9 protein-coding genes, 2 tRNA genes and 1 pseudogene are annotated in these 14,748 nt (G+C 56.0%); 1 reads left to right on the top strand and 11 read right to left on the bottom strand.

Annotated elements, in window-relative coordinates; translation table 11 throughout:
* Window positions 1-333: 333 nt before the first annotated feature.
* Complete coding sequence (locus ACP8MI_RS00060; RefSeq protein WP_187114739.1) at window positions 334-480, bottom strand: hypothetical protein; 147 nt, start codon at window positions 478-480, stop codon at window positions 334-336.
* A gap of 387 nt (window positions 481-867) precedes the next feature.
* On the opposite strand from ACP8MI_RS00060, the pseudogene ACP8MI_RS00055 reads away from it, so the two are divergent.
* Window positions 868-2,046, top strand: a pseudogene (locus ACP8MI_RS00055) (IS1249 family transposase).
* 123 nt (window positions 2,047-2,169) lie between these two features.
* Here the strand turns inward: ACP8MI_RS00055 and ACP8MI_RS00050 are convergent.
* The 10 genes from ACP8MI_RS00050 to dnaA all read right to left on the bottom strand — a co-directional run bounded on the left by ACP8MI_RS00050 (window position 2,170) and on the right by dnaA (window position 14,604).
* Window positions 2,170-2,242, bottom strand: a tRNA-Ala gene (locus ACP8MI_RS00050).
* A gap of 11 nt (window positions 2,243-2,253) precedes the next feature.
* Window positions 2,254-2,330 (bottom strand) — tRNA-Ile (locus ACP8MI_RS00045).
* Between the two features lie 79 nt (window positions 2,331-2,409).
* The gene (locus ACP8MI_RS00040; protein WP_147579141.1) at window positions 2,410-2,760 is read right to left on the bottom strand and encodes a DUF3566 domain-containing protein; all 351 of its coding nucleotides are present in this window, start codon (window positions 2,758-2,760) and stop codon (window positions 2,410-2,412) included.
* A gap of 8 nt (window positions 2,761-2,768) precedes the next feature.
* On the bottom strand, window positions 2,769-5,387 hold the full coding sequence (gene gyrA / locus ACP8MI_RS00035) for a DNA gyrase subunit A (protein WP_284571965.1): 2,619 nt from the start codon (window positions 5,385-5,387) through the stop codon (window positions 2,769-2,771).
* A 451-nt stretch (window positions 5,388-5,838) separates the two neighbouring features.
* Window positions 5,839-6,729 (bottom strand): pyridoxal 5'-phosphate synthase lyase subunit PdxS, encoded by an 891-nt coding sequence (pdxS, locus tag ACP8MI_RS00030; protein ID WP_284589739.1) that lies wholly within the window; start codon window positions 6,727-6,729, stop codon window positions 5,839-5,841.
* An 87-nt stretch (window positions 6,730-6,816) separates the two neighbouring features.
* Window positions 6,817-8,844, bottom strand: coding sequence for a DNA topoisomerase (ATP-hydrolyzing) subunit B (gene gyrB, locus ACP8MI_RS00025; RefSeq protein WP_018120675.1), 2,028 nt, complete (start codon window positions 8,842-8,844; stop codon window positions 6,817-6,819).
* A 180-nt stretch (window positions 8,845-9,024) separates the two neighbouring features.
* A complete protein-coding gene (locus ACP8MI_RS00020) occupies window positions 9,025-9,723 on the bottom strand; it encodes a DciA family protein (protein ID WP_049149930.1) in 699 nt (232 codons plus the stop codon).
* Window positions 9,724-9,725: 2 nt separating this feature from the next.
* Entirely contained in the window at window positions 9,726-11,009 is a 1,284-nt protein-coding gene (gene recF, locus ACP8MI_RS00015; RefSeq protein WP_018120673.1) for a DNA replication/repair protein RecF, read from the bottom strand.
* Entirely contained in the window at window positions 11,009-12,196 is a 1,188-nt protein-coding gene (dnaN, locus tag ACP8MI_RS00010; RefSeq protein WP_018120672.1) for a DNA polymerase III subunit beta, read from the bottom strand. The genes recF and dnaN overlap by 1 nt, the downstream gene beginning before the upstream one ends.
* Window positions 12,197-12,966: 770 nt before the next feature.
* A complete protein-coding gene (gene dnaA / locus ACP8MI_RS00005) occupies window positions 12,967-14,604 on the bottom strand; it encodes a chromosomal replication initiator protein DnaA (protein WP_407927004.1) in 1,638 nt (545 codons plus the stop codon).
* Window positions 14,605-14,748 lie beyond the last annotated feature (144 nt).

Raw genomic sequence — 14,748 nt, 5'->3', positions numbered from 1 at the left:
GGCGACAGAAATTCCAGTGGATGCTGAGATGGGCGAACGGATTGCGGACATCCTGGGGGATACGTCATTAAGTCGAGCACACGTTGAGGCGGTCGCCGGGTCGTATCGTGCCTTGTCGATCATGGCGTCGAGACTGTCATATGCTTTTGTATTCATTCGGCGGCCGAAGGCTTCTGCTTCACCGGGGCCATCTGTGCCAACGCCTTCTGACTCTGACAGTAATTTTAAACCTGCCCTATTGGGGTGTACCTCGTCGAGGATCGTGCGGGTTGTCGGAACGGAAGGCCTGCACGCGGTTCCTAACCCCACGGCCAGGTGTAGCGAAGTCTCGTACTACTGGGCCCGGATCGAGAACACAACATCGATAAAAGCTGTACTGATCTCTTGAGGACAGCCGCCGCGGTAGGCGGTGAAGTTTGCTTCGGGGATGTGGCGGGTTGCGGCAATGACAGCGTCAAACTGAGCCGAGGTCGTTGTCATGCCGGCGTTATCCCCGTATCAGTGGTATTCGGTACACCACAGGGTTTGGCCAGCGCGAGGTCTGCCAGGTGTTTCTGCAAGCGCTTGGCCATGGGCGGGAAGGTCGCGAACGTCAGTCCTCCCGAGATGACTGCACCGACTACAGGAATGGTTTATGCTGCTCCCTTAGCGAAACTCTGTTTCGTCATGCGGAAGTCGAGGTTGGCGGCGACCTTTTAGGGTTAAAGGGCTATACGACAAAAAGTGTGTCCGTATAGGTGGGATTGACGCAGATAAAGAGATAAAAACAACACATTTATAATCCCCACAACGATATAAACGCCCCGAAAACGCTCAATCCACGATCCAATGCAAAATCTGTGCTAAGCATGCGTGTTGTCTTAACGCATGAAGAAAAACAGACCACGATGCCCCGTATGCGCTGGGACAATGAAGAAAAACGGAACAACAACCAAAGGCACAACCCGATGGCGTTGCACCTCACCAACCTGCGGGGCATCCACAACGAAAACACGTCCAGACCGCCAACTATCCGCAGACTTCAACACCTTCATTGGCTGCATCTGCGGCAATACCTCAATAACCGAAACCGCTGCTCACCACAACATAAGCCGACGCAGCCTGGAACGACGCTTCAACACCTTCTGGTTCATCGATATCCCCCACCACATCGACACAGCCCGCATCTACGACCAGATCTTCATTGACGAAAACCTACACCGGTGCCGGGTGCCTTCTTATCGCCGCCACACGCAACCACGTCGTCAATTGGGTGTGGGCACACCACGAAACAACCGCGGCCTACCAGCAACTTCTCGAACCCCTACAAGCCCCTGTCATAGTGGTACTCGATGGTGGCCACGGTGCCTATTACGCCATCAAACAAACCTGGCCGACAACCCGCATCCAACGATGCCTAGTCCATGCCCAACGCGTCGTGCGCAGACATCTCACCTCTCGACCACGCACCGATGCCGGCAAAGCACTCTACAAACTAGCCCTCGACCTCACACGCATAACCACAATTGACCAGGCCGCACAATGGACCGCCCACCTGCAAGAATTCGACACCGTCTACCGCAAATGGATGGATGAAAAACACTCAGCATCACAACCGGCAAGCGGGAATACACACATCTATCCGTGCGCAAAGCCTATAACAGCCTGAAACATCTCTACCAGCAACAATGGCTATTTAACTTTCTCCAGCCGCCACAGACACCAACAACCAACGAATACCAATGGGCATCGACTACCAACACCCTTGAAGGGTCAATCAACGCACAACTGAAACTACTGACCAGACTCCACCGCGGCAGATCAGGCGAGCGACAACGACGAATGCTCGAATGGTGGCTCTACCTGCACACCGAAAACCCCACACCACCTATCGACATAGCCAAACAACAAAACTGGGGGCGCGATGCACTCGCCAAAGTCAACACCACGCCCCACAACGAGAACAAAGCCGACCAGCAAACAGGACGACCAGCCCTCTACGACAACGCTATCCCAACCGACTACAACCACAACCTAGGCGTACAGAAAGGATGGATAGGAACCTAACCCCGACACGGGGGTAACAACCCCAGACACACTTTTTGTCGTTTAGGCCTTAAACGCCACCCAGTAGGCCTTGAACGCAAAACATCCCCCGATCCGATGGACCGGGGGATGCAGGCTATGCTGTGGAGCATAGGAGAATCGAACTCCTGACCTTCTGCTTGCAAAGCAGATGCTCTACCAATTGAGCTAATGCCCCATGTTTCCGCCTGGTGGGTCTAGCAGGAATCGAACCTGCGACCTCATCGTTATCAGCGATGCGCTCTAACCGACTGAGCTATAGACCCTGTGTGCGGAACGATTATGTACTTTAATACGTATCTTATATCCACACAAATCGCCAGGCCAGATGGTGTTTTTCGCAGTTTATTCGTCGACTTCCACGATCTGTTCCAGATCCACATGAATGCCGCCAAACAACGCCACCACAGCGTTGTAGATGATCGCGAACAGCGGAGCCAGGATCGTCGCCAGGATAGCCGTCACAGCGCCAAACAGAGCCGACAGAGACAGCACCAGGCCGTAGTCGATGAGCATGCCAGCCCCCAGGCCGTCCACGAAGCCGTTGATGTATTCCCAGACGCCGAATGCATCCATCACGAAGTACACCACCGTCACGGCAATCAGCCAGGCCACCAGACCCACCAGAGACACCGCTAAGCCCACCCGGAAGGCGGATAGCGGCGAGATTCGAGTAATCGCGATGTTTCTTCCCATAGTGCTTGTTACTCCTCTTCAGCCTTTACCTGGTCAGCCTTCGCGTCTTCAGCCTTCGATTGAGCGTCCTGGCCGTTCGCATCCTGGCCGTTCGCTTCCTGAACCTGCGCCTCTTGGACTTCGTCGATGGTCTTCTCGCCCTTGGCAACAGCCTGGGCTTCTTCCACGCCTTCGCTCTCGACGTTCTTGTCGATAGCCAACAGCTCGACGTCGTCGGCAAGATTCACCAGCCGCACACCCATCGTGGCGCGCGAAGACGGACGAATCTGCCCGGCCTCAGTACGCACGACGCCGCCGGCAGAGGTGATAGCGAAGATCTCGTCATCCTCATTCACGGCAATCGCGCCAATCAGCTTGCCGCGCTTCGGGGTGTACTTGAACGTCATCACGCCCATGCCACCACGGCCCTGGGTGCTGTATTCCTCAATCGCGGTGCGCTTGCCGTAACCGCCGCTGGTAGCCACCAACAGGTACTCGCCATCGTGCACCACGGACATCGCCAGCAGCTGGTCATCACCCTTAAAGCGCATGCCCTTCACACCGGCGGTCGCACGACCCATCGGGCGCAGCTGATCATCATTGGCGGTAAAGCGGATGGACTGGCCCTGCTCGGAAGTCAGCAACAGATCATCGTCGTCACCGGCGAGGCAGGCACCAATCAGCGCATCCCCCTCATTGAGGTTGATAGCGATCAGGCCAGCCGAACGCGCCGACTCATAATCCGTCAAGTGCGACTTCTTCACCCGGCCTTGCTTGGTAGCCAGCACCAGGTACGGCGCATCGGTGTAGGACTGCAGCTGGATCACCTGAGCAATGCGCTCTTCCGGCTGGAACTCCAGCAGGTTCGCCACGTGCTGGCCCCGCGCGGTACGGCCTGCCTCCGGCAGCTCGTAGGCCTTGAGACGGTAAACGCGACCAAAGTTGGTGAAGAACAAAATCCAGTCGTGCGTCGAACACACAAAGAAGTTCTTGACGACGTCGTCCTGCTTCAACTCCGCACCACGCACGCCCTTGCCGCCGCGCTTTTGCGACTTGTAGGTATCGACCTTCGTGCGCTTGGCATAACCGGTGGCGGTGATAGTCACAACCACGTTTTCGCGGACGATCAGATCTTCATCAGAAACCTCACCATGCGCGGCCACGATCTCCGTACGACGCTCGTCGCCATGCTTGTCGACGATTTCCTTCAGCTCGGTCGCGACGATCTCACGCTGCCGCTCCTCGCGATCCAAGATGTCTTTCAGGTCATCGATCACGGTTTGGATTTCTTCCAATTCGTCGATGATCTTCTGGCGCTCCAGGGCGGCCAGGCGGCGCAGCTGCATCGCCAGAATGGCCTCGGCCTGCTCGTCGTCGACGCCCAGCAAATCCTTCAGACCCTCACGGGAAGCTTCCACCGAACGGCTCCGGCGGATCAACGCAATGACCTCGTCGAGCATGTTCAAAGCTTTCACCAGGCCACGCAAGATGTGCGCGCGCTTTTCGGCTTCCGCCAGGCGGTATTGCGTACGCCGAACAATAACCTCGATCTGGTGGGTGACGTAGTAGCGCAACATCTGATCCAGACGCAGCGTACGCGGCACACCATCGACGATGGAAAGCATGTTGGCACCGAAAGAAGTCTGCAACTGCGAGTGCTTATACAGGTTGTTCAGCACCACGCGTGCGACGGCATCACGCTTCAGAGTGACCACGATGCGCATGCCGACGCGGTCAGAAGACTCATCGTCAATATTCGAAATGCCAGCCAGCTTGCCGTTGGCCACCTGCTCGGCGATATTAGCCACCATGGTGTCCGGGTTGACCTGATACGGCAACTCGGTAATCACGATGGTTTGCCGGCTGCCGTTTTCCTCAATGCTGGAGACACCACGCATACGGATAGAACCACGGCCGGTGGTATACGCATCCTTGATGCCGCTGGTGCCGACGATCATGCCGCCAGTAGGGAAATCCGGCCCGGACACCCGCTCCATGCAGGCTTCCAGGGTTTCTTCCTCGCCCGCATCCGGGTTATCCAGCAACCAGTAAATGGCTTCCGCCAACTCATTAAGGTTGTGCGGCGGAATATTAGTGGCCATACCGACGGCAATACCGCCGGAACCATTCATCAACAGGTTCGGCACACGCGACGGCAGCACCGTCGGCTCCGTAGTCTTGCCGTCATAGTTCGGCTGATAATCGACGGTGTTTTCCCGGATATCCCGGGTCATCTCCATCGCCAATGGCATCAGCTTCGACTCGGTATAACGCATCGCCGCCGGGCCGTCATTACCCGGCGAGCCGAAGTTACCCTGGCCGTCGACAAGCGGATAACGCATCGACCACGGCTGGGCCATACGCACCAACGTGTCATAAATAGCGCTGTCGCCGTGTGGGTGATAATCACCCATCGTGTCCGAGACCGGCTTCGAGGATTTCACATAGCTGCGCTCCGGCCGGTAACCGTTGTCGTACATCGCGTACAACACACGCCGGTGCACAGGCTTCAGCCCGTCACGCACATCTGGCAACGCACGGCCCACGATCACGGACATGGCGTAGTCGATATAACTCGACTCCATCTCCGCGGAGATATCTATCGGCTCAATGCGATCTAACAAACCGCCTTGGTTATCGTCACTCATAACCTCCCAGTCTAGCGCCTAACACCCCCTGATCATTCAGGACCGTAACGAAAGTTCTAGCTAAACTTGCACTCAGACTTGCACTGAGACTGGGAATTTTTCACAGTCTACGATTGAATTTACAAGTTACACTTGGAAAAATTGTTAGTCTAAGAGTCATACGCCGCAGAATTACCTGAGAAAAGCGCTGTGAACACTGGTTTTCCCACACTCACAGAATTACAAGTCTGGCTAGATACTTTTCGCACTTACGGCGGCGACACTACGAATGTAGAAGTCAAGGCTGCCCAAGGCGGGCTGCCCGAAAATTTGGCCTTAACTACTGCCGCCTTCGCCACTATGCCTGAAGGCGGGGCCAGTATCAGCAACTGACCCCGCCTTCGTCGTCAAGCGAGCTAGTGGTTAAACAAATTAGTGTTGAACAACCGCTAACAGTGTTGAGCAGCCGTGTTTACCAGCCGCGCTCTGCCATGCGGTGCGAAACTGGCAGCTCGTCGACGTTGATGCCGACCATGGCCTCGCCCAAACCACGCGAAACCTCAGCGATAACCTTGGCGTCGTCGTAGTTCTTGACCGCACGCACAATTGCCTTCGCGCGAGCCTCTGGGTTACCGGACTTGAAAATGCCGGAGCCGACGAACACGCCATCGGCGCCGAGCTGCATCATCATCGCAGCATCAGCCGGGGTGGACACGCCGCCGGCAACCAGCAAGCCAACCGGCAGGTTACCGGTCTCAGCAACCTCAACCACCAGCTCATACGGTGCCTGCAGCTCCTTGGCGGCAACGAACAACTCGTCTTTCGACATGGAAGACAAACGGTTGATCTCCGCGCGGATGCCACGGATGTGGGTCACGGCGTTGGACACGTCACCAGTACCGGCCTCACCCTTCGAACGCACCATGGCAGCACCCTCATTGATACGACGCAACGCCTCACCCAAATTGGTGGCACCGCAGACGAACGGCACGTCGAAAGCGAACTTATCGATGTGGTGAGCGTAGTCAGCCGGGGTCAAAACCTCAGACTCATCGACGTAATCAATACCCAGCGACTGCAGTACCTGCGCCTCAACGAAGTGGCCAATGCGGGCCTTGGCCATAACTGGGATGTCGACGGCTTCGATGATCTCGGTGATCATATCCGGATCCGACATCCGAGCCACCCCGCCCTGGGCGCGAATATCAGCAGGCACGCGCTCCAGAGCCATCACAGCGGAAGCACCAGCAGCTTCTGCGATTCGCGCTTGTTCTGGAGTAACGACATCCATGATGACGCCGCCGAAGAATTGCTCAGACAAACCGCGCTTCACGCGGGCTGCAGAACCGTTGGCATTACTCACAACGAGTTTTCCTTTCGATATCACTGATATGAGCTATGACGCACATAATATTGGCCGCGTCCAATCCTAGCCGTCTGCGTCGAGCGATTAGACGTCGAGGAAGCGAACGTCCTTGGCACGACGCGTAATAAAGCTACGACGTGCAGAAACGTCGTCGCCCATAAGAATAGAAAACAGCTCATCGGCTTTTTGCGCATCTTCCAAGTCCACGCGGCGCAGGATACGGGTTGTCGGATCAAGCGTGGTTTCCCACAACTCTTTCGCGTTCATCTCACCCAGACCCTTGTAGCGCTGGATACCATCGTCCATGTTGATCTTGCGTTTTTGCTCAAAGCCTTCTTTCAGCTGCGCGTCACGTTCACGGTCGCTGAAGGCATAGCCCGGCTCGCCCTTCGACCATTTCAGCTTGTACAACGGCGGATTCGCCAGGTACACGTGGCCGTTTTCGACAAGCTCCGGCATGAAGCGGAACAACAGTGTCAACAGCAACGTGGCGATGTGTTGCCCGTCGACGTCCGCGTCGGCCATCAACACGATCTTGTTGTAACGCAGCTTCGAAATATCGAATTCTTCGTGGATGCCGGTACCCAACGCGGTGATGATCGCCTGCACCTCGTTGTTTTTCAGCACCTTATCCATGCGGGACTTTTCGACGTTCAAGATCTTTCCGCGCAACGGCAAAATCGCCTGGAACAGCGACTCACGGCCGGCCTTCGCGGAACCACCCGCGGAGTCACCCTCCACGATGAACAGCTCGGAAACCTTCGGGTCCTTCGAACGGCAATCCGCCAACTTGCCCGGCAAACCACCCAAGTCGGTAGCAGATTTCCGACGCACGAGCTCACGCGCGCGACGAGCCGCCACGCGCGCCTGCGCAGAAGCCACGGCCTTGTTCATAATCGCCTTGGCCTCTGCCGGGTTGGCATCAAACCAATCCGCCAAGTGCTCATTGACGGAACGCTGCACGAAAGAACGAATCTCCGTATTACCCAGCTTCGTCTTCGTCTGGCCCTCGAACTGTGGATCGCCGACCTTCGCGGAAATAATCGCCGACAAGCCCTCACGGCAATCATCGCCAGTAAGCTTGCCGTCTTTTTCCTTCATCAACTTATGCGTTTTCGCATAGTTGTTCATCTGTGTGGTCAGCGCAGCGCGGAAGCCTTCTTCGTGCGTACCTCCCTCGTGCGTATTTATCGTGTTGGCGAAAGTATGCACGGATTGGTTATAACCACTGTTCCACTGCAGCGCGATTTCCACCTCGTGGTCCTCGCCCTTGGCTTCGAAACTGATGATCGTCGGGTGAATCGAGCTCTTCGTCCGATTCAGGTATTCAACGTAATCGACCAGGCCGTTCGGGTAGCAGAATTCCACCTTCTTGACGGCTTCTTGATCGCTAATCGCGGCCTTATCTTCCGGGTCCGGATCATCGAAAGAGCTAGCAGTCTCGCCTTCTTCCGCGAGTGCCTCCAACTTGAGATCCTCCGCCGTCACGCGCTCGTCGACAAGCGTGATGGACAAGCCCTTGTTCAAGAAAGCCATTTCCTGCAGGCGACGCTTGATGGTGTCGAAATCGAAATTGACGGTCTCGAAAATCTCCGGATCCGGCCAAAAACGCACCGTCGTACCAGTGCCGCGGGCATTTCCGCCCTCAACGAGTTCTTCCGGCACCGCGCGCTCAAAGTTCTGATACCAGTGCTTGCCATCGCGCTTAATCGCGGCTTCCACGCGCGTCGACAAAGCATTGACGACGGAAATACCCACACCGTGCAGACCACCCGAGACCGCATAAGAATCGGAATCAAACTTACCGCCGGCGTGCAGCTGCGTCATCACAACCTGCACCGTGGGCGCGCCCGAGGCATGCATCGAGACCGGAATACCACGGCCATCGTCAGTAACCTGCACGCCGCCGTCGGCAAGCAAGCGGACCTCCACCTTGGAGGCATAACCCGCCATGGCCTCGTCGACCGAGTTATCAACAACCTCCCAAATCAGGTGGTGCAGGCCGCGCACGCCGGTAGAACCGATATACATACCGGGGCGCTTACGGACCGCTTCCAGGCCCTCCAGGATGGTAATTGATGAAGCGTCATAATTCGGTTGCGCGTTAGCCACGTGAAACTAGCACTCCTTAAAGAGGAAATCTTCGACATTCCAATCTTACACCCAGACACCCCGCCCGGGTGGAGCTAAGCCGCAGGCACACCCTGCCATAAACCGGGAGTAAGCCGGTAGTAAGCCAGTACCGCCGCTGCAACTGATCAGCGGTGTAACCGTAAGTTTTAGCCGTAAGTTTTAACCATAAGTATCGCGCGGTCCGCGGCCTTTCACGTGCAGCTTGCCCTTGCGCCAATTCGGAGCCTGCGGGCCGAAAATCTTCAGCTCCGTGATCACGTCTGGGCCAGCTTTCTCGCGGATCGAACGCAGAATCTCCCGCTGCATATACCGCAGGTTCGTCGCCCATGCGGTGGAATCACAGGTGATGAACAACGCCGTATCTTTCACCATCTCTACCTTGGTGTGCTGCGCGATCTTCTCGCCCACCAGCTGCTCCCAGTGCCCAGTCACCCACCCAGAGGCCAGGTTTTTCTCCCAACCGCGGGAGGTGATCTCCTTGTTCAGCACCGCGCCAGCCGACGGCAGGTTGAGTTGCCTGCGCGGACGCCTGCCATCGGGGCCGGACTGCCGGTATTTTCCCCAGTTCAATGTGCCGGGGGCGTGAGAAGTGCCGGGAGTATTAGTGCTGGGGCCGAATGGCGCAGTGGCTGCCGACAGACGTGAATTCCGAGCCCGGTGAGCTCGCGCTTGCCGACGACTACGCAAAAAACTTTGCGCCTCGGTCTGCGAGGTACCCAGTGGTGGCGCGGATCCGCGTTGTGCCGCGGCCTCGCGGAGTGCGGCGAAGGTGGCGTCGACAAGATCGCGCGGCTGAGAATCGGGCTGGTTTTTCTGGCTTTGCTGGTTTGGGGCTGGGCTCTCTTCCGGGATGCTCATCGTCATGCCCCACCAGCAGCATCGATGAACGACACTCGGGAATACTCACCGGATTCGGTGGTGGAATCGTGGACGCCGATGTGCACCACGGAATTGGGCTCCAACTCGTCGGGAATGTCTTCTTCTACCGCCGCGGTGATCAACACCTGCTCGACTGAACTCGCAAGCTGCACCAGGTGCCGACGGCGCTTCACATCGAGTTCAGCAAAGACATCATCCAAGATCAGAATCGGATCAGTGCCGGATTGCCGCAGAATCTCAAACTCCGCCCAGCGCAACGCGATGGCATAAGACCAGGTCTCGCCATGCGAAGCAAAACCCTTTGCCGGGCTGGCCCCCAGCAGTGCCTCCATATCATCGCGATGCGGGCCGACGAGGCTAACGCCGCGTTCAATCTCCTTCTCGCGCACGTGCCCTAATGCCCCCAGCATTGCGGCTTCCACGAGTTCCACCTGCACGCGGCCCTGGTCATCGCGGTAATACGCGTCGGTGATGCGGCGGGGTGGCGTCGCTGCTGAGGTTCCAGAATCTGCGGAACTGCCGGAATAATTGGCCTCAGCCACGGTATCCAGCGTGGAGATATAGGCGACGTCCGCCGGGCGGGATTCCGGAGCAATAGCTGCATAGGCCGTGCGTACCTGCGTTTTCAGCTCGTCGACCAGCTCAATACGGGCAGCAATCAGCTGCGCGCCCACACCAGCCAAGCGATTATCCCAAGCATCAAGGGTGGACAACGCAGCAGCGGAATCGTCGTCACGATAGCCCCGCCGTAATGCAGCACTGGCGGATTTCAACAAGGCGTTGCGCTGGCGTAAGACTTTGTCATAATCGGCTTTCACGCCCGCGATCCGCGGGGTGCGGCTAGCGAGGATGCTGTCGAGATAACGACGCCGCTCCCCCGGTTCGCCGCGCAACAAAGCCAGGTCTTCCGGTGAAAACAGCACGGTTTTTGCCACGCCAAGCAGTTCGCGAGGCGATTTCAACCGAGTGCGGTTGATTTGCGCGCTATTACTTCCGCTGGCTTTAACCAGCAAATGCGCTGTGAGCTCACGGCCCTGGTTGATGATACTCGCCGAAATCCGGGCATTATCCTGGCCGATACGGATCAGCGGTGCATCGGTGGCCACCCGGTGAGATCCCAGGTGCGCAAGATAGCCGACGGCTTCGACGATATTGGTTTTGCCATACCCGTTCCGGCCGACGAAAACGCTGATGCCCGGCGCAAACCGCAGGGAGAATTCCGGCCAGGAGCGGAAATCACGAAGCTGCAGGTTCTGGAGATACATTACCCAGGCAAACGAACCGGCATCAGCAGGTAAGTGAACTCAGACTCTGGGCTTGGGAACTGCCCGTCCTCGTTAGCCTCCGGCATCTGCTCTGGCTGCGGCAACAAGATCGCCGGACGCGACGATTCCGTGAACCCGAAAAAGACTTTTTCGGTGCGCACGACGGACAAGCCGTCTTTCAGATAACCCGGGTTGAACGCGATGATGAGTTCGTCGCGGCCGGAGAACTCGCAGGGCACGGCTTCTTCCGCGTGGCCGGATTCTGCACCGCCGGCGGACAAAATCACTTGGTCTTCAGAAAATTCCATGCGCACCTGAGCATTGCGTTCGGTCAGCAACGACACACGGCGAATGGCTTCTTGCAGTGGTGCGATATCAACACTAGCGACACAGCTGTGGGTTTTTGGCAACAGCGGTTCGATATTCGGGAATTCTGCATCCAACATGCGCGTGGTGGTCTCGCGGTTGTGCGAGTGCAAACCAAACAGGCCTTCGGCACCGACGTTGTCGCCAGCACCCACCGCGATCTGTACCGGCTGGTCCAGGCTGGTATCCAAACTCCGCGCATTTTCCTGCAGTGTCTTTGCTGGCACCAACAGTTTTGCCGAGACGTTCTCGCTAGCTGGATCCCAAGTCAACTGACGGATTGCCAAGCGGAAGCGGTCGGTGGCGGCAAGCTTGATATTCGAGCCATTAATTGCGAAATTTACGCCAGTGAGCATCGGCAAAGTGTCATCACGACCAGCGGCGGAAGCAACCTGCGTGACGGCGTCGGTAAACAGCGCGGGGTTCAAACTACCGGTTACCTGTGGCAACTCCGGCAACTGTGGGTAATCATCGAGCGGGATCAGCGGTAGTTCAAAGCGGGAAGAACCACAGCGCACTAAAGCGGTGGAATTGTCCACCTTTAGTTCAACCGGCTTATTAGCCAAGCTGGCCACGATATCTGCCAGCAATTTACCTGCCACCGCGATGGTGCCTTCGATTTCTACCTCTGCTGGAAGCTTGATCTTGGTCGATACTTCGTAATCAAAACCTGATAATTCCAAGCCGGATTCGTCGGCAGTAATCAGCATCGCGCGCAGGACAGGTTGGGTTGCCTTCGACGGCAGGTTTTTTGCTACCCAAGCGACAGCGTCTGCCAAGTCTTCTTTGGCAACACGGAACGATACTGCGGAGGAATCCATGGTGGTATCAAGCTCTCTTTACCGGTTGTCTTCGTACGACCCCAAGCTTAAAGCTGGGAATTGGTGTAGTTCACCCACGTCTCTACCAAACTACCCGAATATGGCAGCTAGCTAGTGATCGTAGCCCATGAATTTCGTGACCACCCAAACGAGTGTGTTTGAGCGAGGGAAGCTAGTCGACCCAAGAAATTCTTGTTATTTAGCGTTGCCTAATATCGGCGGGTGAATCACACGACTGTTACTTAGGGTCTACTAAATCAGTGGGTGGAATTACAGTGCTGTCATTTACGATCTCTGCTCAATGTCATTTGCCTGAGTTTTGGGGTGAGGTTTGGGTGGGAAACTAAAAATCCTCGTTCTTCCACACCCTCCTTTTCTTAATAGAAATCCAAGTTAAAAAGATAGTAATAGCAATAAGCTTTGTGAGATCTGTGAATAACAGGGAATCTAGTCTGCTCAGCGCTATTTTTTGGAGTGTGTGAATGGGTGTGCAGAATCTGTGGATAAATCGGTGTAATTGTGGATAACTCTCATGTAATTCCGGTTCTCCACAAGTTCATTGTATTTGTCCACAAGTCTTCCACTGCAACATTCACACTGGTCAGATTTTGTGCACACCTTGTTTTTGTGTAGCAGGTTACAAAAACACAGTGAATTACAACAGTGTAATTACACAGATGTGGAGAAACTTGTGGATAAAGAAAACCAGACACTCGAACTCGTTACTAACGTGTCAGTGCCTGGTTACTGGTGTGGTAGTTGCGGCTGGTTTAGGACACTCGGCCGCGGGTCTTAATGATCTGCGTCAGCTGTTGGATTTCGTCGTAAGTATTACGGTTTTCCGTCATTTCCTTGCGGATTTTCCGGTCGGCATACATCACCGTCGTGTGGTCCTTGCCGCCAAATGCTTCGCCGATTTTGGGCAGCGAGTTATCGGTAAGTTCACGGCACAGATACATCGCCAACTGCCGGGCATGAGCAACCGCACGAGTCTTGCCCGCACCCGTCAATGCCTTGAACTCAATATGGAAATACTCTGCAGTGACCTCCATGATCGTGGACATGGTGATCTCCAAGCTGGCCGAATCCGGCAGGATATCGTGCAGCGCGATCTCCGCCAGCTCCATGTTGATCGGCTCATTAATCAACGACGAATATGCCGAGACGCGGATGAGCGCGCCCTCTAACTCGCGAATCGAGGACTCAAACTGCGAGGCAATGAATTCCAAGACCTGCCTGTCGACGCGCGTGCCATCTGCTGAGGCTTTTTTCATCAAAATCGCGATACGTGTTTCCAGGTCCGGTGGCTGCACGTCGGTGATCAGCCCACCTTCGAAACGCGTGCGCAAGCGATCTTCCAGCGTCGTCAATTGTTTCGGTGGTCGGTCGGAAGACAGGATGATCTGTTTATTCGCCTGGTGCAACGCATTGAAGGTATGGAAAAACTCCTCCTGGGTGGATTCTTTACCCTCCAAAAACTGGATGTCGTCGACCATCAATACATCCAAGTTTCGGTAACGGCGCTTGAACGATTCCTGGCGGTCATCGCGCAAAGAATTGATGTAGTCGTTGGTGAATTCCTCCGAAGACACATACTTCACCCGGAGATCGGACCGCAGTTCCTGCGAATAATTACCGGCAGCGTGTAACAAGTGTGTCTTGCCCAGACCGGAACCGCCCCAAATAAACAACGGGTTATAAGCGCGCGCTGGATTTTCTGCCACCGCGACGGCCGCACCATGGGCGAAGCGGTTCGAAGAACCAATCACAAAATTTTCGAATGTGTATTTGGGATTGAGGGATTCTTCCCGGTTCGGATCATGTGCTGGAGTCTCTCGGTGCAATCGTCGAGAAGCATCGGCTTCGGAAGTTTCCCCGGCGCCGACCTGTTGTGCTTGCTGTTGCTTATATGCCTCGGCAAGTTCGTCGAGACTTGCCGAACCCGGAGTTGCAGCCGCATCACGTGCTGAATTGTTTCGTGTTGCATCGCTAGCCGGGTAGCTAAACCCGAATCCCATTTGTGAGTCCTGCTGATCCCAGGCGGGACGAGAACCGCGGCGAGAATGTGGAGACGGTGGCGTTTCCGGTTGCTGGTCAGGCTGAGTGGAACCAGATTGTGGGGAACCAGACTGCGCAGATCCGTGCTGGGTGCGCTCAGATTGGGCAGGCGAATCGCCGCGTGGATCATACCGAGAGGTGTATCGCGGATCGTAGTTACGGCTGGCCTGCGCCGGAGAATGCGACGTCTGCCAGTCGTCGTCCTGAGGGGCAGCAATAGATACCGCCAAGGAGCACGACTTTCCTAAATAATGGTTAAGGATGCGCACGATGTGTGGGCCGAGATCATTTTCGATCGTGGCTTTGACGCTCTCGTTCGGGACTGTCAACAGCGCATAGTTGTTGACCATAGTGATCGGACGAGCCCGCTGTAGATGAGCGCGTTGTTGATGGCTAAACGATGGCACGTCAGAATCTGGTTGGTCAGAAATAAACAGGAGGTCATCAACCATCTTCTGCCAATTTTCTGCCAGCATGGACGCGTCGTCTGCCAC

The sequence above is a fragment of the Corynebacterium sp. LaCa_70 genome, from assembly GCF_058182015.1.
This window is presented reverse-complemented; position numbering and strand designations above follow the sequence as displayed.

Coding starts and splice junctions, on each gene's coding strand:
- ACP8MI_RS00040 (WP_147579141.1), bottom strand. CDS start 2,760: ATGGGAAGAAACATCGCGATTACTCGAATCTCGCCGCTATCCGCCTTC.
- gyrA (WP_284571965.1), bottom strand. CDS start 5,387: ATGAGTGACGATAACCAAGGCGGTTTGTTAGATCGCATTGAGCCGATA.
- ACP8MI_RS00020 (WP_049149930.1), bottom strand. CDS start 9,723: ATGAGCATCCCGGAAGAGAGCCCAGCCCCAAACCAGCAAAGCCAGAAA.
- recF (WP_018120673.1), bottom strand. CDS start 11,009: ATGTATCTCCAGAACCTGCAGCTTCGTGATTTCCGCTCCTGGCCGGAA.
- dnaA (WP_407927004.1), bottom strand. CDS start 14,604: ATGGTCAACAACTATGCGCTGTTGACAGTCCCGAACGAGAGCGTCAAA.
- dnaN (WP_018120672.1), bottom strand. CDS start 12,196: ATGGATTCCTCCGCAGTATCGTTCCGTGTTGCCAAAGAAGACTTGGCA.
- ACP8MI_RS00060 (WP_187114739.1), bottom strand. CDS start 480: ATGACAACGACCTCGGCTCAGTTTGACGCTGTCATTGCCGCAACCCGC.